The organism is Streptomyces sp. NPDC002889 (genome assembly GCF_042888425.1).
In the GTDB taxonomy this organism is placed as follows: domain Bacteria; phylum Actinomycetota; class Actinomycetes; order Streptomycetales; family Streptomycetaceae; genus Streptomyces.
This window is the reverse complement of sequence record NZ_JBIAPT010000001.1, coordinates 476,480-492,089: the sequence shown is the minus strand read 5'-3', so window position 1 is coordinate 492,089 and position 15,610 is coordinate 476,480. Positions and strand designations below refer to the sequence as shown.

16 protein-coding genes and 2 pseudogenes are annotated in these 15,610 nt (G+C 69.8%); 1 reads left to right on the top strand and 17 read right to left on the bottom strand.

From position 1 onward, the window contains the following. Positions 1-67: 67 nt before the first annotated feature. The 3 genes from pyrH to rpsB all read right to left on the bottom strand — a co-directional run bounded on the left by pyrH (position 68) and on the right by rpsB (position 2,865). The gene (gene pyrH / locus ACFYWI_RS02220; RefSeq protein WP_389224084.1) at positions 68-832 is read right to left on the bottom strand and encodes a UMP kinase; all 765 of its coding nucleotides are present in this window, start codon (positions 830-832) and stop codon (positions 68-70) included. Positions 833-992: 160 nt separating this feature from the next. Next, a complete protein-coding gene (tsf, locus tag ACFYWI_RS02215; RefSeq protein ID WP_389224081.1) occupies positions 993-1,829 on the bottom strand; it encodes a translation elongation factor Ts in 837 nt (278 codons plus the stop codon). Positions 1,830-1,935: 106 nt separating this feature from the next. Beyond that, positions 1,936-2,865 carry a 30S ribosomal protein S2 gene (gene rpsB / locus ACFYWI_RS02210; RefSeq protein WP_389224078.1) on the bottom strand — a complete coding sequence of 310 codons (930 nt, stop codon included), beginning with the start codon at positions 2,863-2,865 and terminating at the stop codon, positions 1,936-1,938. Positions 2,866-3,121: 256 nt separating this feature from the next. Here rpsB and ACFYWI_RS02205 point away from each other — a divergent pair. Then, a pseudogene (locus ACFYWI_RS02205) lies at positions 3,122-3,619 on the top strand (peptidoglycan DD-metalloendopeptidase family protein); the annotation flags it as partial. A gap of 283 nt (positions 3,620-3,902) precedes the next feature. On the opposite strand, the gene ACFYWI_RS02200 reads toward ACFYWI_RS02205, so the two are convergent. From ACFYWI_RS02200 to rimM, 14 genes and pseudogenes are all read right to left on the bottom strand, one after another. Further along, positions 3,903-4,460: a TetR/AcrR family transcriptional regulator gene (locus ACFYWI_RS02200; protein WP_389224439.1), complete on the bottom strand. Its 558-nt coding sequence runs from the start codon at positions 4,458-4,460 to the stop codon at positions 3,903-3,905. A 79-nt stretch (positions 4,461-4,539) separates the two neighbouring features. Beyond that, the gene (whiG, locus tag ACFYWI_RS02195) at positions 4,540-5,376 is read right to left on the bottom strand and encodes an RNA polymerase sigma factor WhiG (RefSeq protein WP_389224075.1); all 837 of its coding nucleotides are present in this window, start codon (positions 5,374-5,376) and stop codon (positions 4,540-4,542) included. 248 nt (positions 5,377-5,624) lie between these two features. Beyond that, complete coding sequence (gene dprA / locus ACFYWI_RS02190) at positions 5,625-6,779, bottom strand: DNA-processing protein DprA (RefSeq protein WP_389224072.1); 1,155 nt, start codon at positions 6,777-6,779, stop codon at positions 5,625-5,627. Positions 6,780-6,895: 116 nt separating this feature from the next. Next, a complete protein-coding gene (locus ACFYWI_RS02185; protein WP_389224069.1) occupies positions 6,896-8,515 on the bottom strand; it encodes a YifB family Mg chelatase-like AAA ATPase in 1,620 nt (539 codons plus the stop codon). Next, positions 8,515-8,877 carry a YraN family protein gene (locus ACFYWI_RS02180; protein ID WP_389224066.1) on the bottom strand — a complete coding sequence of 121 codons (363 nt, stop codon included), beginning with the start codon at positions 8,875-8,877 and terminating at the stop codon, positions 8,515-8,517. Before ACFYWI_RS02180 ends, ACFYWI_RS02185 begins: the two co-directional genes overlap by 1 nt. A 162-nt stretch (positions 8,878-9,039) precedes the next feature. Next, a complete protein-coding gene (locus ACFYWI_RS02175) occupies positions 9,040-9,348 on the bottom strand; it encodes a DUF2469 domain-containing protein (protein WP_005311352.1) in 309 nt (102 codons plus the stop codon). A gap of 56 nt (positions 9,349-9,404) precedes the next feature. Further along, on the bottom strand, positions 9,405-9,911 hold the full coding sequence (locus ACFYWI_RS02170) for an NUDIX hydrolase (RefSeq protein ID WP_389224063.1): 507 nt from the start codon (positions 9,909-9,911) through the stop codon (positions 9,405-9,407). A gap of 45 nt (positions 9,912-9,956) precedes the next feature. After that, complete coding sequence (lepB, locus tag ACFYWI_RS02165; protein WP_389224060.1) at positions 9,957-10,715, bottom strand: signal peptidase I; 759 nt, start codon at positions 10,713-10,715, stop codon at positions 9,957-9,959. Positions 10,716-10,787: 72 nt separating this feature from the next. Then, a complete protein-coding gene (gene lepB, locus ACFYWI_RS02160) occupies positions 10,788-11,702 on the bottom strand; it encodes a signal peptidase I (RefSeq protein ID WP_389224057.1) in 915 nt (304 codons plus the stop codon). After that, positions 11,665-12,682: pseudogene (gene lepB, locus ACFYWI_RS02155) on the bottom strand (signal peptidase I); the annotation flags it as partial. The pseudogene lepB (ACFYWI_RS02155) and the gene lepB (ACFYWI_RS02160), both read right to left, overlap by 38 nt. Beyond that, positions 12,675-13,460, bottom strand: a complete 786-nt coding sequence (gene lepB / locus ACFYWI_RS02150) for a signal peptidase I (protein WP_389224054.1) — start codon at positions 13,458-13,460, stop codon at positions 12,675-12,677. The pseudogene lepB (ACFYWI_RS02155) and the gene lepB (ACFYWI_RS02150), both read right to left, overlap by 8 nt. A gap of 71 nt (positions 13,461-13,531) precedes the next feature. Continuing rightward, positions 13,532-13,882: a 50S ribosomal protein L19 gene (rplS, locus tag ACFYWI_RS02145; RefSeq protein WP_100109387.1), complete on the bottom strand. Its 351-nt coding sequence runs from the start codon at positions 13,880-13,882 to the stop codon at positions 13,532-13,534. Between the two features lie 128 nt (positions 13,883-14,010). Beyond that, positions 14,011-14,832: a tRNA (guanosine(37)-N1)-methyltransferase TrmD gene (gene trmD / locus ACFYWI_RS02140; protein ID WP_389224051.1), complete on the bottom strand. Its 822-nt coding sequence runs from the start codon at positions 14,830-14,832 to the stop codon at positions 14,011-14,013. After that, positions 14,832-15,458, bottom strand: a complete 627-nt coding sequence (gene rimM / locus ACFYWI_RS02135) for a ribosome maturation factor RimM (protein WP_389224048.1) — start codon at positions 15,456-15,458, stop codon at positions 14,832-14,834. Before rimM ends, trmD begins: the two co-directional genes overlap by 1 nt. Positions 15,459-15,610: the final 152 nt, after the last annotated feature.

Here is a 15,610-nt window from a genome sequence, read left to right as displayed (position 1 = left end):
GCGTCGCGTCTTCCTGCACGGTGTCCGACCGGCAGGACTTTGTCCATCCCTTGAGGGAAGCCCCGGGTCAGGCCCGGATGTCCCGGTCGCTCACGAGCGTGCCGATCTTCTCACCCTTGACGGCCCGAGCGATATTGCCTTCGGTGAGGAGTTCGAAGACGAGGATCGGAAGAAGGTTGTCGCGGCAGAGGGTGATCGCGGTGGCGTCGGCGACCTTGAGGTTGCGGGACAGCACCTCGCCGTACTCGAGAGCGTCGAACTTCACCGCGTCGGGGTTGGTCTTGGGATCGGAGTCGTAGACCCCGTCCACGCCGTTCTTGCCCATCAGCAGGGCCTCGGCGTCGATCTCCAGTGCGCGCTGGGCGGCGGTGGTGTCCGTGGAGAAGTACGGCATGCCCATACCGGCGCCGAAGATGACGACGCGGCCCTTCTCCAGATGACGCACGGCGCGCAGCGGGATGTACGGCTCCGCGACCTGGCCCATGGTGATGGCGGTCTGGACGCGCGAGTCGATGCCTTCCTTCTCCAGGAAGTCCTGGAGTGCAAGGCAGTTCATGACCGTGCCGAGCATGCCCATGTAGTCGGAGCGCGCCCGGTCCATGCCGCGCTGCTGGAGCTCGGCACCCCGGAAGAAGTTTCCGCCGCCGATCACGACGGCGATCTCTGCACCGTCGCGCACGACAGCGGCGATCTCGCGTGCGATGGCGTGTACGACGTCGGGGTCGACGCCCAGGCCTCCGCCGCCGGCGAATGCCTCGCCGGAGAGCTTCAGCATGAAGCGGCCGGCCTTTTTGCCGTGGTTGTCGTCGCCCTGTGCGGCGCCCTGATTCATGGAGATCTCCTCGTGCACATACGAAGAAGGCCATTGCCGTGGGGTCTTGCTGTCCCTGTCGGCAATGGCCTCCTCGTCAGATCTGCGGTCGTCCGGCGCTGACGCGGCCGACGTCCACGTGGGCAACCCTATCGGGCTCCCCTGTCGATCGCGTACCGGCTCAGATGCCGACCTTGATGCGCGTGAAGCGCTTCAGGGTGACACCGGCCTCGTCCAGAACCTTCTGGACGGACTTCTTGTTGTCGAGCGCGTACGGCTGGCCGAGGAGGGTGGCCTCCTTGAAGAAGCCGTTGACGCGTCCCTCGACGATCTTCGGGAGCGCGGCCTCCGGCTTGCCCTCGGCGCGGGTGGTCTCCTCGGCGACGCGGCGCTCGGCCTCGACGACCTCGGCCGGAACGTCCTCGCGGGAGAGGTACTTCGGGGCGAAGGCCGCGATGTGCTGGGCGACACCCTTGGCGATCTCGGCGTTCTCCTTGTCGAGCTCGACAAGAACACCGATCTGCGGGGGCAGGTCGGGCATCGTGCGGTGCATGTACGCGGTGACGTAACCGCCGGAGAACTGCGCGAAGCGGTCCAGGACGATCTTCTCGCCCAGGTTGGCGTTGGCCTCGTCGACGTACGCCTGAACGGTCTTGCCGGGCTCGATCTCGGAGGCGAGCAGCGCCTCGATGTCGGCCGGGGAAGTCTCGGCGACGTGGGCGGCGAGCGTGTTCGCGACGGCCTGGAACTTTTCACCCTTGGCGACGAAGTCCGTCTCGCACTTCAGCTCGACGATGACACCGGAGGTGTTGTCGTCGGCGATGAGGGAGACGACGGCACCGTTCTCGGCGGAACGGCCCTCGCGCTTGGCGACGCCCTTCTGGCCCTTGATACGCAGGGCCTCGACGGCCTTGTCGACGTTGCCGTCGGCCTCGTCCAGCGCCTTCTTGCAGTCCATCATGCCGGCGCCGGTGAGCTCACGGAGCTTCTTGACGTCGGCGGCGGTGTAGTTCGCCATGTCCTTGAATCTCTCTCGGAAGTCGAAAGTCGAAGATCTACGGGTGAGCGGCGGGGGCCGGCGCTTGTCGCACCGTCCCCCGCCGTCAACTACCGAACCTGTGCGGTCAGGCCTGCTCGGCGTCCGCCGCCGGCTTCTCGGCCTCGGCGGCCGGAGCCTCCGCAGCCGGAGCCTCGGTGGCGGGGGCCTCGGTGGCGGGGGCCTCGGCGACCGGAGCCTCGGCCGGCTTCTCGGCAGCCTCGTCGGAGTCCGCCTTCTTCTCGCCCTCGAGCAGGTCGCGCTCCCACTCGGCAAGCGGCTCGCCGACGGCCTTCTCGCCCGGCTTCGAGTCACCGGTGGCGACGCCGGAACGGGCGATGAGGCCCTCGGCGACGGCGTCGGCGATCACGCGGGTGAGCAGGGTGACGGAGCGGATCGCGTCGTCGTTGCCCGGGATCTTGTAGTCGACCTCGTCGGGGTCGCAGTTGGTGTCGAGGATCGCGACGACCGGGATGTGGAGCTTGCGCGCCTCACCGACGGCGATGTGCTCCTTCTTGGTGTCGACGATCCAGACAGCGCTCGGCACCTTCTGCATCTCGCGGATACCACCGAGGGTCTTCTCCAGCTTGGCCTTCTCACGGGAGAGGACCAGGAGCTCCTTCTTGGTGAGGCCCGAGGCGGCCACGTCCTCGAAGTCGATCTGCTCGAGCTCCTTGAGGCGCTGCAGACGCTTGTAGACGGTGGAGAAGTTGGTGAGCATGCCGCCCAGCCAGCGCTGGTTGACGTACGGCATACCAACGCGCGTCGCCTGCTCGGCGATGGCCTCCTGGGCCTGCTTCTTGGTGCCGACGAACATGATGGAGCCGCCGTGCGCGACGGTCTCCTTGACGAACTCGTAGGCGCGGTCGATGTACGACAGCGACTGGAGCAGGTCGATGATGTAGATGCCGTTGCGCTCCGTGAAGATGAATCGCTTCATCTTCGGGTTCCAACGACGGGTCTGGTGACCGAAGTGGACGCCGCTCTCCAGCAGCTCCCGCATCGTGACGACGGCCATGGCCGTATCTCCTTGAGTTCTCGGTTATGTCCTGACGCCCCGACGCGCCGTGCCACAAAGGACCGAGGAGCGCGGCCACCGACCGCTGAGGGTGTGGTGGCGGGGCGTGCGAAGTCGACCCGGTGACCCGGATCGCCAGAAGAAGTGTACGGGACCGGGACCGTGCCGGGTGACGGCGCTGTCCACAACCGGCCGGTTGTCCACAGTTGCGGACCATGATCAGCGCGGCTGGGGCATTCCGCGGGACCGTCGTGCCATGAACTGCAGACTCTCCTTCTCCGCCTCGGCGCGGGTATGCGTCGTGCTGCTGGTCGTGGCGATGGTGGGCGGTGTCCCTCCGGCCGCTGCGACGCGGGCGGGCCCGGGAACCCGCTCCGGGTCGCCTCCGGCCGCGGCGGTGCTTCCCGTTCCGGGCGCGGCTGCGCCTCCCGTGCCGGACGGGGGACGGAGCTGGCCGCTCGGGCCGCCGCGCCCGGCTGTGGTCCGCGGCTTCGACCCCCCGGCATCCGCGTACGGCCCCGGTCACCGCGGCGTGGACCTGGCCGCGCCGCCGGGCGCACCCGTTCGGGCCGCGGCGCCCGGGCGGGTGTCCTTCGCGGGCCGGGTCGCGGGCCGCGGTGTGCTCGCCATCAGTCTCACCGGTACGGGTGACCCGCCATTGCGCACGACGTACGAACCCGTCAGCCCGCTGCTCGAGGAGGGCGCGGAGGTCACCGCCGGTCAGATCGTGGCAACCGTGGCCCCGGGGCCTTCCCACTGCGCCACGGGCTGTCTCCACTGGGGCCTGCGGCGCGGCACGCAGTATCTGGACCCGCTGTCGCTTCTGCCGCCATGGATGCTGCGCCGTGCCCCGTCCCGCCTGCTCCCGGTCTTCGGTGTGCCCGGCCCCGCGGCGCCCCGCACAAGGGGTGTACCCGAGCCCGCCGCGCCGGTCCTCGCGGATGCGGCCGGGCAGCTTCACACCGTGCTGCTCCTGATCACGGCGGTCATGGCGCATCGCACGCAGCGTCGGGGCCCGTGCTCCGGCGCGTGCTCTGTCAGCCCCGTACGCCCTTCAGTGCCATGGATACCGCCGCGTCGGCGACGGTCGCCGGATCCTCGGCTGCGCCCAGTTCGATACGGCGGACGGCTGCGTCCACGACGCCCTGCAGCAGCATCGCGGCCAGCCTTGGCTGCTCGTGGCCAAGTTCCCCCAGGGCCTCGACGATCATCGCGATCAGCCCGCCGTGCGCGGCCCGGATCTTCTCCCGCGCCCGGTCGTCCAGCTCGCTCGCGGAGATGGCGACGACAGCCCGGTGCCTGCGGTCCCCGACCAGCTCCAGCTGCCGGCGCACATACGACTCGACCTTGCCCTCGGGGGTGCTCGCGCCCGCCATCGCGGCCTCGACCTCGGCCGCCCAGACGGGAAAATCCACGGCGCAGAGCTCTTCGACGACCGAGGCGCGCGAGCGGAAGTACTCGTAGACGGAGGACCTTGCCAGGCCCGTGCGCTCGGCGAGGGCGGGGAAGGTCAGCGCCTCCGTACCGCCCTCGGACAGCAGGGAGCGCGCGGCATCCAGCAGGGCCGCTCGCTGCATCGTCCGGTGCTCGGCCACGGAGGCCGCTCGAATCCTTGGCACGCCTCCACTGTACGGATGAGGCAGGGACGATTCAGCGTCAACGCCGGACTCCGCGTCATCGTCCGACGTCGGCCAGCTTCGCCCGCAGTTGAAGCACCGACTTGGTGTGGATCTGGCTGACCCGGCTCTCGGTCACACCCAGCACATGACCGATCTCCGCGAGCGTGAGGCCTTCGTAGTAGTAGAGCGTGACGACGGTCTTCTCCCGCTCGGGGAGTGTGTTGATGGCGCGGGCCAGCAGCCGGCGCAACTCCCGGTCCTCGGCGACCTCGACGGGATTGTCGGCCGCGGTGTCCTCGAGCGTGTCCATCAGGCTGAGCCGGTCACCGGCCTCGCCGCCGACATGCAGCAGCTCTTCCAGCGCCACGACGTTCGCCAGCGACAACTGGCTGAAAACCGCGTGCAGTTCGTCGAGCGCGATCCCCATCTCGGCGGCGACCTCGCACTCCGAGGGTGTACGTCTCAGCTGCGCCTCGAGCGTGGCGTACGCGCGCTCCACGGCACGGGCCTTCTGCCGTACGGAGCGCGGAATCCAGTCCAGGGCACGCAGCTCGTCGATCATCGCGCCACGGATTCGGGTGATGGCGTAGGTCTCGAACTTGATCGAGCGCTCGATGTCGAACTTCTCGATGGCATCGATGAGTCCGAAGACCCCCGACGAGACGAAGTCGGCCTGCTCGACGTTGGACGGCAGCCCCACGCTGACCCGTCCCGCGACGTATTTCACCAGCGGCGAGTAGTGCAGGATCAACTGCTCCCGCAGCCGTTCGTCACCCGTGGCCTTGTACGACCGCCACAGCTCCTCGAGCGACGAGGGAGCGGGGGGCCGCACGGTGCCACGGGCAGCGGGTGGCGCTGCCGCGCGGTCAGACCCGGAGGTGTGCTGGGGCATGCGTTGCCTTGAGCCGTTCTGCTGTGAGGGGGTGGTGGGGGCGGGTTGGGCCGTTTGGGCCGGAACCCGGTGAGCGTAGCGTGACTACGGCGTCGCGGTGGGCGAAGGAGGGGGGAACGAACCAGTGGGGTATCCGTCCTCGTCCGCACCTTCGAACCGGGGCCGACGCATCGCGCGCCGGCCCCTTTGGCGCCACAGATGGGACTCCGAAGGTCATCTGCATCACTTTTTCACCCGAATGCTCCAGGTCAAGTAACGCCTCGCCGCGCGTTCGAACCGCGACTCGTCCGGGGCGTCAACCGCCAGCCATCATGCACACGTTCGACGAACCCCAGTGAGTGCAGTTCGTACAGCCTGCCGAGTGCCTCGTCGGCCGTCATGCCCGCGCCCCGCGCCACCTCGCGCCCGGCCATGGAGCCACGGGCCGGCAGCGCCTCGAGTACTCGTCTGCTCACGGGATCCAGCAGATCCCTGGGCAGTACGGGGCCCCTGCGTGCGGGCGCCAGCTCCCCGATGTCTCCGACCAGTTCGACCACTTCGGCGGCATCGGTGACCAGCACGCCCTCGCCTCGCAACAGTTCATGCACTCCTGCCGAGAGCCCGCTGGTCGCCGGGCCCGGAACGCCCATGGTGAAGCGCCCCAGCCGCTGCGCGCACCGTGCCGTGACCAGAGAGCCGCTGCGGTACTCGGCCTCGACGACGACGGTGCCCCGGGTCAGCGCGGCGATCACCCGGTTGCGGAGGACGAACCTGCTGGACGTCGGATGGTCGCCCGGTGGCAACTCGCCGATGACCAGGCCCTGTTCGGCAATGCGTCCGATCAGTTCGGTGTGACCCCGGGGATAGACCACGTCGACTCCGCAGGCGAGCACGGCAACCGTGGCTCCTCCCGCGCCGAGGGCTCCGCGGTGCGCCGAGCCGTCGACCCCGAACGCCCCTCCCGACACCACCACCCATCCGCGCTCGGCAAGCCCCGCTGCGAGGGTTGCCGCCATATGCGCCCCGTACGGCGTGCAGGCCCGTGCGCCGACGACAGCGACCGAGCGCAGCGCCCATTTCCGCAGGTCGGGACGGCCTCGCAGCCACAGCCCGAGCGGCCGGGCGTCGCCGAGGTCGTCGAGCTGGCTGGGCCACTCGGTGTCACCGGGCACGATGAACCTGCCGCCGAACGCATGGACCGCTTCCAGATCCCGCTCCGGTACCAGCCCCATGGCCCGCGCCCGCAGTCCGCTCATCCGCTTCTCGGTGGTACCGGCCAGCGCTCCTTCCGGGCGGTCCTCCGAGGCGAGCAGGGCCAGCAGCCCCTCGGCGCCGAACTCCCGCAACCACCTGCCGCCGCGCTCGTCGCCCGGCTCCAGCACCCGCGTCAGCGCGGCCCGCGCCACTCGCTCCGCCTCGCTCACCTCCCCGCCCACCGTCCACCGTCCACCCCCGAGCGGCTCACGGAGGTCCGCCTCATCTCCTGAAGCGTCCGGGGCCAAGGGGCACCCTCGCGCCCCCGCTCCCGTCCCTCGCGCGCTCACCGGCCCGCTCCGATCCCCGCAGGGACGCCCCTTGCGATGCCGGTGCGCAACTGCAGAGCCAGGGCCACATCGCCTGCCTGGGGGCGGTCTCTGCCTGCCAGGTCCGCGGCCGTCCACGCGACGCGCAGCACCCGGTCCAGACCGCGGGCCGTGAGCAGACCCCGTTCCACGTCACGTTCCGCCGCGCCCAGGGCGCCCGGGGCCACCGTCCAGCGGGTCCTCAGTTCATGGCCGGGCACCTCGCTGTTGACGGTCCATGGGGTGCCTTCCAGACGGGCGGCCGCCCTGGCTCTTGCCTCGTGCACCCGGGCCGCGACCACCGCCGTGGACTCCCCTCGGCTTCCCCGGCCGCCGCCGAGCAGATCCGAGCGGCTCACCGGCTCGACCTCGATCCGCAGATCGACGCGGTCGAGCAGGGGTCCGGACAGCCGGGCCTGATAGCGCCGGATCACCGCTGCCGGGCACTCGCAGCCCGCCCCGTGCAGCGTGTGCCTTCCGCACGGACATGGATTGGCGGCCAGCACCATCAGGAACCGGGCAGGCAACCGCACCACGCCCGCGCTCCTGGCGACCACCACATACCCCGACTCGAGCGGCTGGCGCAGTGCGTCCAGCACCTTGCCGGAGAACTCCGGCGCCTCGTCGAGAAAGAGCACTCCGCGGTGGGCCAGCGAGACCGCACCCGGCCTCGGCAGTCCGTTCCCGCCGCCCACCAGGGACTGCATCGTCGCCGAGTGGTGCGGCGCGCAGTACGGTGCTCTGCGCACCAGTGGCTCGCCCGGCGGCAGGATGCCCGCCACCGAGTGCACCGCCGTGACCTCCAGGGATTCCCGCCGGGTCAGCGGCGGCAGAACGGCGGGCAGCCGCTCGGCCAGCATCGTCTTGCCCGCGCCCGGAGGACCGGACAGCAGCAGGTGATGTCCGCCGGCCGCGGCGACTTCCAGCCCGGTGCGCGCGGCATGCTGGCCGGCGACGTCCGCCAGATCGGACGCGTCCGCCTGCTCCGCGGCCGGCCCTGTCCCGATACCCGCGCCGGGCACCAGCAGCCCCGCCAGCATGGCATCGGGCCGCCCTTCCTCCACGGGCTCCTCGTCCGGCACCGGCTCGTCGGCCAGTACGGCGATGAGCTGGCGCAGGCTCCGTACGCCCAGAACCGAGATGCCGGGCACGAGCGATGCCTCCCCCGCGGTCCGCTCGGGAACGACCACCTGCCGGTAGCCCGCCTCCGCCGCCGCGAGGACGGCGGGGAGCACCCCGCGCACCGGTCTGACCCGTCCGTCGAGACCGAGCTCCCCGATCAGCACCAGATCCGCGATCTGCCGGGGGTCGATCCGCTCGGCCGCCCCCAGCACGGCACACGCCACGGCCAGATCGAAACCACTGCCGCCCTTCGGCACGGACGCCGGACTGAGCCCCACGGTGAGCTTCTTCTGCGGCCACTCCGCACCGGAGTTCACCACCGCGGCCCGTACCCGGTCCCGGCTCTCCACCAGGCTCTTGTCCGGCAGTCCCACGAGTGTGAAGGCGGCCACGCCCGGCTCCAGGTCCGCCTGGACCTCCACCACCACGCCCTCGACGCCGACCAGCGCCACGGAACACGCGCGTGCGAACCCCATCAGGCCACCCCCCGGGCATGCTCCACGACGGCCGCGCCACGCCTGGGCAGCACCACACCCACAAGGTCTACGCGCACCCCGCCCTTCGGCGGTCCTCCGTGCCGCTCCAGCCAGCATTCGGCGAGCTGTCTCAGCCGCCGCGCCTTGGCCGGTGTGATCGCGGCCATCGGGTGTTCGAAGGATCCCGCCCTGCGGGTCTTGACCTCGCAGACGACCACTGTGTCGCCGTCGCGGGCCACGATGTCGACCTCGCCGACCCGGCCGCAGCGCCAGTTCCGCGCCAGCAGTGTCATACCGGTCCTGGTCAGGAACCGTGCCGCCAGGTCCTCGCCGTACCGTCCCAGTGCCCCCGTCGCGTTCATTGCGGCACCACCTCCGGCACCGACTCTGACGCGTTGGATCCTCCGCTGTGGATCTTGGTGGACAACCGATCCGGTGTGGACAACTCCGTCACCCGGGAGAGGGCCGGCGCCAGGGGGTCAGCGGTAGGGAGGCCGGGCGCCGCGAAGTCCCGATCGCAGGAATCAGCTGCCCGGAAGCTCGAGATCGCTCTTGTTGAGCTCCTCGATGTTCACATCCTTGAACGTCAGTACGCGGACCTGCTTGACGAATCGAGCCGGTCGGTACATGTCCCAGACCCAGGCGTCGGCCATGGAGACTTCGAAGAAAACCTCACCCTGCACCGAATGCACCTGCATCTCGTAGTCGTTGGTGAGGTAGAAGCGACGCTCGGTCTCGATCACATATTTGAACAGCCCGACGACGTCGCGGTACTCCCGGTAGAGCTTCAGCTCCATCTCGGTCTCGTACTTCTCGAGGTCCTCGGCGCTCATGGCATGTTCCCCTTCAGCCTTGCGTCCCCCTATTGTGCGCCAGCCGCCCGGGCCCCTCAGACGATTTCGGGGTCCAGGATCACGGGCGTACTCGGAGGACCCTCGTCGAGCAGCGTACGCAGCAGCTCGGCGAGCCTGGTCGGATACACCGTCTCACGCGCCGCAGACAGTTCGGCGGAGGTCCACCACCTGAGCCCGGCAACGCTGCGACGCTCCAGATCGGTCAGTCCGCCGGGCGCGGTCGCCGTCTGCGCGGTACGTGCCAGGAAGTACCACTCGTCCTGGTCCCAGCGCCGCCCGTCGAACGGGAAGGAACAGTGCCGGCGCCACAGCACGGGCCCCAGCTCCACCTCTGTGATCCCGGTCTCCTCCGCCAGCTCGCGCAGCGCGGCTTCCTCGCGGGTCTCGTCGCCCTCCAGACCGCCCCCGGGAGTGAACCACCAGGTGTCGTCGGGATCGGCCGGCTCGTATCCGTGCAGCAGCAGAATGCGGTCCTGCGGATCGAGCAGGACGACCCTCGCGACCTTGCGCAGCTCGGATCCGAAGCCGGTGTCCGCGCTCATGTCGCCGATCCCAGGTCGTGCGCCCCCGGCACCGGCTCCTCGTCCTCAGCCGACACCGGCGACGGCCCTCTCGCGCTTGTCGCGCCTGGCGCGCCGGCCCCCGCGGAGCCTGCCGGCCAGCGGCCCGTACGCGGCGCCGCCCACGATCAGCACGGCCCCGGCCACCACGGCCACGAGCATCAGCTTCACCGGCCCGGGCTGCGAGATGCCGCCCTCCAGTGCCGCGAACCCCTTGGGCCGGTCCACGGTCCCGCCGCTCAGCGGCCAGGCCACGGCATCCACCCTGGCGTCGACGGCCGAGCGCGGGACCGAACCCTGTCCTGGCTCCTGCAGATGGACCCGGGAGTCGACCGAGCCCTTGCGCTCGTCGCCGAGCATGAACAGCTGCCCCTCGGGCACGGTGGCGGTGAACTTCTGGGCGGCGGGGCCGGAATCGAGGAGATAGGGCTCGTCGATCTCCTCGCCGTTGACGGTCAGCCGACCGCCGTCACCGCAGCAGGCGATGGTGTCGCCACCGACGCCGACCACGCGCTTCACCATGGGCATGTCGCCCCACTGCCTGTCGCGGAAGACGACGATGTCGCCCCGACGCACCTCGGCGCCGTCTATCCGCTCCGCCAGCACCCGGTCGCCCGCCTGTACGGTCGGGGACATGGAGTCGGTGGGCACGGTGTACGGCTGGTACACCAGGGCTCCCCAGACGAAGCCGCCCAGGAAGAGCACACAGCCGACGGCCACGGCCAGTCCCGACAGTGCACCGCCGAGACGGCCGTGGCCGTTGTCCGTACGTCCCATTCCGCTCATCCCAGCGCTCCTCGCCTTGGAGGGTCGGTCCCGGGGGCTCGGCCCTCGGGATCGGCGATCTGGGACGGCACCCTACCCGGCGGTACGCCCGCCGGTCAGTCTCCTGCGCCACAGCACGATCGGCAGCGCGCCGACCAGGCCCATCGCCGCGGGCGCGGCCGTCGCTGCGGAGGCAGCGGCGGTGTTGTTGATCCCGGGCTGGTCGAATGTGGCGGGCACCGGCAGCGTGGACCAGCGGTTCACCGGCCAGGCGACCACGACAGCGCGTCCCACGACCTTGTCGACCGGGACGAAGCCGCCGTTCTTGTCCTCCATGTGGTACCGGGAGTCCTGGGAGTTCTGACGGTGGTCGCCCATCACCCAGATCCGGTCCTCTGGCACCTTGAACGGCCCGAACGGCTGGTCGTCACAGGGTGTGTTGCCGGGGTAGATGTACGGCTCGTCGAGCGCCTTGCCGTTGACCTTGACCGGGCCGCCCTTCTTGCACTCCACGGTGTCACCGGCGACCGCGATGGTCCGCTTGATCAGATCCTTCTCCTCGGCCGACGGCATCAGGCCGATGAAGCTCAGGAACTTCTGCAGAGCGTTCGGATCCGGGGTGGGCTCACCCTCGAGCCAGCCGCCCGGGTCGTGGAAGACCACGACCTCGCCGCGCTCGGGCTCGGAGCCGAACCACGGGGTGAGCTTGTCCACCAGCACCCGGTCGCCCCGCTGCAGGGTGTTCTGCATCGAGTCCGAGGGGATCGAGAAGGCCTGCACCAGGAAGGTCTTGATCAGGAGCGCGAGGAGCAGCGCGATACCGATCAGGAGCGGCAGTTCCTTCCAGAAGGATCGCTGCTTCTTCTGTCCCGTACCACTGCCCTCCGAGGAATCGTCGTCGCCCCCGGTCGTGTGCGCCGAGTCTTCCGTCACGGCCGACGTCGCTCCAGGGGGTCGCCCTGACCTCTCGTCGGATTCCTCGTGTCCGGAACGTGCGCCGACCGCCACATCCCCCACATCCACTCCTCACTTCTGCGTGCCAACCGCCTGCCTCCCAGAAGGAGCAGGCCCACCACTCCCATAACGAGCGGGAGTTCCGCAGGGCTCGGGAGCAGGATCAATCCGTTGTGATCCTGAGTGGACACACTATTCGACGGGAGCGACGCAGCCGTCGACCCGGCGCGCGAGTTGGGCACGGATGCGTACGTCTCCTGCTCCTCCAGCTTGCTCCAGTGGTTCAACGGCCAGGCGATGACGACCGCGCGGCCCACGAGCTGTTCCTCCGAGACGGTGCCCCGGTCCTGTTCGTCGAGGTGGAAGCGGGAATCGGCCGAGTTGGAGCGGTGGTCCCCCATCACGAAGAGCCGTCCGGCCGGGACCTGCACATCGAACTTCAGCGTCGAAGGAACGTTTCCGGGGTGCAGATACGGCTCGTTGATCGGTACGCCGTTGACGGTGACCCGGCCACCGTTGTCGCAGCAGACCACCCGGTCGCCGCCGACCGCGACCACGCGCTTGATGAGGTCCTTCTCGTCGTCGGAGGGCAGCAGTCCGATGAAGGTCAGCCCCTGCTTGACCTGCTTGACGACAATGGGGTCCTCCGCCTGCTTGGCCTCCTCCGGTGGCAGCCAGCCGCCCGGGTCCTTGAAGACCACGACATCGCCGCGCTGCGGCTTGGAGCCGAACCACGGGGTGAGTTTGTCCACCAGCACGCGGTCCTGGATCTGGATGGTCTGCTCCATCGAGCCCGAAGGGATCACGAAGGCCTGTACCAGGAACGTCTTCAGGACCAGGGCTATGAGCAGCGCCACGGAGATCAGGAGGGGCACCTCCTTGACCGCGGAGCGGCGGCGCTTGCGCTTGACCTTCTGTGCCAGCTTGCGGCGTTCGGCGCGGCCCGGCAGGGGCCTCGCACCGTTCGTCGGCCGCGTCCCGGTCGGCAGCCGCGTGTCGGCCCGGTGACTGGCAGGGCGCCCGCGGTTACCCATGGCCGCCGCCCGGCGTTCGTGCCACCTGCGGTACGCCGCCGAAGGCGTCCGTGGAGTCCAGGGAGGTCCAGCGTCCGACGGGCCAGCCGATCCAGTCGGCCCGGCCGATCACCTTGTCGACGGGCACCATGCCGCCGCCCGGCTCCCCGAGGTGGTCCCGGGAGTCGCGCGAGTTGGTGCGGTGGTCGCCCATGACCCACAGGGCGCCCTCGGGCACGACGATGTCGAAGGGAACCTCCGAGGCCGTGCCGTCGGGGTGCAGATATCTCTCGTCGACCGGTACGCCGTTCACTTCGACCCTGCCCCCCTTGTCGCAGCAGACCACCCGGTCCCCGCCGACGCCCACCACACGCTTGACGAAGTCGGTTTCCGCGGGCTCGGCGAGACCGAAGGTCGCGAACCCTTCGCGTACGGCGGCGCTGACCGGATTCTCGGTCACGCCCTCCCGTACGAAGGAGCCCGTACCGTCGAAAACGATCACGTCCCCGCGCTCGGGCCCGGAACCGAAACGGTACGCCAGCTTGTTCACCAGCACCCGGTCACCGACCTCAAGGGTGGGTTCCATCGAGCGGCTGGGGATCTGGAACGGCTGCACCACGAACTGGCTGAGCAGCAGAACGAACACCGTGCACGCCACCGAGATCAGCCCTGCCGTGCGCAGGGAGATCCTGGACCCGGAGGGGCCGGAAAGACGCGCGGAGCGCGACCGCTCGCCCTCGTCCCCGGCTTCGGGGGCAAAGGGGCGGTCGCGCTCCGTGTGCTTTGCTTCGGTCTCCATCAAGGGCGTAGCCTATCCGGCCACCCTGTGTGGGTTTTGTCAGAAGCAGGTGCGCGCGCGTGAGCCGCGGCTCAGTTGTCGCGCTTCTCCTTGATCTTGGCGGCCTTGCCGCGCAGCTCACGCAGGTAGTACAGCTTGGCGCGACGGACGTCACCACGCGTGACGAGCTCGATCTTCTCGAAGATCGGGCTGTGCACCGGGAAGGTGCGCTCGACGCCGACGGAGAAGGAGACCTTGCGGACCGTGAAGGTCTCGCTCACGCCCGCGCCCTGGCGGCGGATGACAACGCCCTTGAACTGCTGGATACGGGAGCGGTTGCCCTCGATGACGCGCACGTGGACGTTCACGGTGTCGCCGGGACGGAAGGCCGGGACGTCACTGCGCAGCGAAGCCGCGTTGACGTTGTCGAGCAGGTGAGCCATGGTGGTCTGCTTCCTCGCCGATGCCACAGGTCATCAGCGGAATATCGAGATGAGAGTTCGGGGTGCTCGCGTCGGGCGGGCGTCGGTCCCCCTGTGGCAGGGGCGCCGGCCGGACGTACAGCAGCGGCTCATTCTTCCACGGCCTCGGGCCTGCGCCAAAATCGGCCGCCGGGCTCCGGCGCCCAGCCGAGCATCGAGAGGATCTCGCGGTCCTTCTTGTCGAAGGCATCGGGGTCGCAACGCTCGATCAGATCGGGCCTGTTGACGGCGGTGCGGCGAAAGGCCTCGTCCCGCCGCCAGCGCGCGATCTTCCCGTGGTGACCGCTGATCAGCACGTCGGGAATCGTGCGGCCGCGCCAGGTCGGAGGCTTGGTGTAGACGGGCCCCTCCAGCAGGTTGGCCATCGCTCCGGGCGCGAAGGAGTCGTCGCGGTGCGATTCGGCGTTGCCGAGGACCCCGGGCAGCAGCCGGGCCACGGCCTCGGTGATCACCAGCACGGCCGCCTCGCCGCCGGCCAGCACGTAGTCACCGATCGACACCTCGTACACCGGCAGCCGGGTCGCGTATTCGTCGACGACCCGGCGGTCGATGCCCTCGTAACGGGCGGGGGTGAAGATCAGCCAGGGCCGCTCGGAGAGCTCGACGGCGAGCTCCTGGGTGAAGGGGCGTCCGCTGGGGGTGGGCACGATCAGGGCCGGCTGCCGTGCGCCCGACTCGTAGCCGTCGGCAAGGATCTCGTCGAGGGCGTCGCCCCAGGGCTCGGTCTTCATGACCATGCCCGGGCCGCCACCGTAGGGCGTGTCGTCGACCGTGTTGTGGCGGTCGTACGTCCACTCGCGCAGGTCGTGCACCTGGACGTCGAGCCGGCCGCGTGCGCGGGCCTTGCCGACGAGGGAGACGTTCAGCGGCTCCAGGTACTCGGGGAAGATCGTGACGACGTCGAGCCGCATCAGTTCTCGTCCCCGCCCGCGGCCCGCTCCTCGCCCGCGTCCTGCCTGTCGTTCTTGCGCTGCTGCCCGCGCTGCTCGTCGTGCTGCTCCTCGTCGCGCGACGAGGCGATCACGGCGCGGTCGTCGATCAGGCCGGGGGGCGGGTCGATGACGGCCTTCTGCTCCGCCAGGTCGATCTCCGTGACGATCTCCTCGACGAACGGGATCATCACCTCGCTGCCGTCGGGCCGCTCCACGATGAACAGGTCCTGCGACGGCAGATGGCTGATCTCGGTGATCCGCCCGACCTCGGTGCCGTCGGCGAGGACCACGTCGAGGTCCGTCAGCTGGTGGTCGTAGTACTCGTCCGGGTCCTCGGGGTGTTCCTCGGGGTCGACCTCGGCGATCAGCAGGGTGTTGCGCAGCGTCTCGGCCGCGTTGCGGTCCCGTACGCCCTCGAAGCGCAGCAGCAGCCGGCCACTGTGCACCCGGCCGGTCTCGATGGTCAGCGGTCCGGCACCGGCCGGGTCGGTGGCCAGTACGGCGCCGGGTCCGAGCCGCAGCTCGGGCTCGTCCGTGCGCACCTCGACGGTGACCTCGCCCTTGATGCCGTGGGCGCGGCCGATCCGCGCGACTACCAGCTGCACGCTTGTCCCCTTTTGCGACTGAACCTCCCCCGGAGCTTCGCCTGGGGGTGCCCCCAGGCTCTCGCGCAGGTGGCGCAGTCGCCGTCTTGGTTGCTCGATTGATGGTTGCTGTTGTCGTGGATCGAAACGGCTCGGGCCGGGGAGGACCAGAG

Excerpts from the sequence above, each read along its gene's own strand:
- pyrH (WP_389224084.1), bottom strand. The coding sequence starts at position 832 with ATGAATCAGGGCGCCGCACAGGGCGACGACAACCACGGCAAAAAGGCC.
- tsf (WP_389224081.1), bottom strand. The coding sequence starts at position 1,829 with ATGGCGAACTACACCGCCGCCGACGTCAAGAAGCTCCGTGAGCTCACC.
- rpsB (WP_389224078.1), bottom strand. The coding sequence starts at position 2,865 with ATGGCCGTCGTCACGATGCGGGAGCTGCTGGAGAGCGGCGTCCACTTC.
- whiG (WP_389224075.1), bottom strand. The coding sequence starts at position 5,376 with ATGCCCCAGCACACCTCCGGGTCTGACCGCGCGGCAGCGCCACCCGCT.
- ACFYWI_RS02185 (WP_389224069.1), bottom strand. The coding sequence starts at position 8,515 with ATGGGGTTCGCACGCGCGTGTTCCGTGGCGCTGGTCGGCGTCGAGGGC.
- ACFYWI_RS02180 (WP_389224066.1), bottom strand. The coding sequence starts at position 8,877 with ATGAACGCGACGGGGGCACTGGGACGGTACGGCGAGGACCTGGCGGCA.
- ACFYWI_RS02175 (WP_005311352.1), bottom strand. The coding sequence starts at position 9,348 with ATGAGCGCCGAGGACCTCGAGAAGTACGAGACCGAGATGGAGCTGAAG.
- ACFYWI_RS02170 (WP_389224063.1), bottom strand. The coding sequence starts at position 9,911 with ATGAGCGCGGACACCGGCTTCGGATCCGAGCTGCGCAAGGTCGCGAGG.
- lepB (WP_389224060.1), bottom strand. The coding sequence starts at position 10,715 with ATGAGCGGAATGGGACGTACGGACAACGGCCACGGCCGTCTCGGCGGT.
- lepB (WP_389224054.1), bottom strand. The coding sequence starts at position 13,460 with ATGGAGACCGAAGCAAAGCACACGGAGCGCGACCGCCCCTTTGCCCCC.
- rplS (WP_100109387.1), bottom strand. The coding sequence starts at position 13,882 with ATGGCTCACCTGCTCGACAACGTCAACGCGGCTTCGCTGCGCAGTGAC.
- trmD (WP_389224051.1), bottom strand. The coding sequence starts at position 14,832 with ATGCGGCTCGACGTCGTCACGATCTTCCCCGAGTACCTGGAGCCGCTG.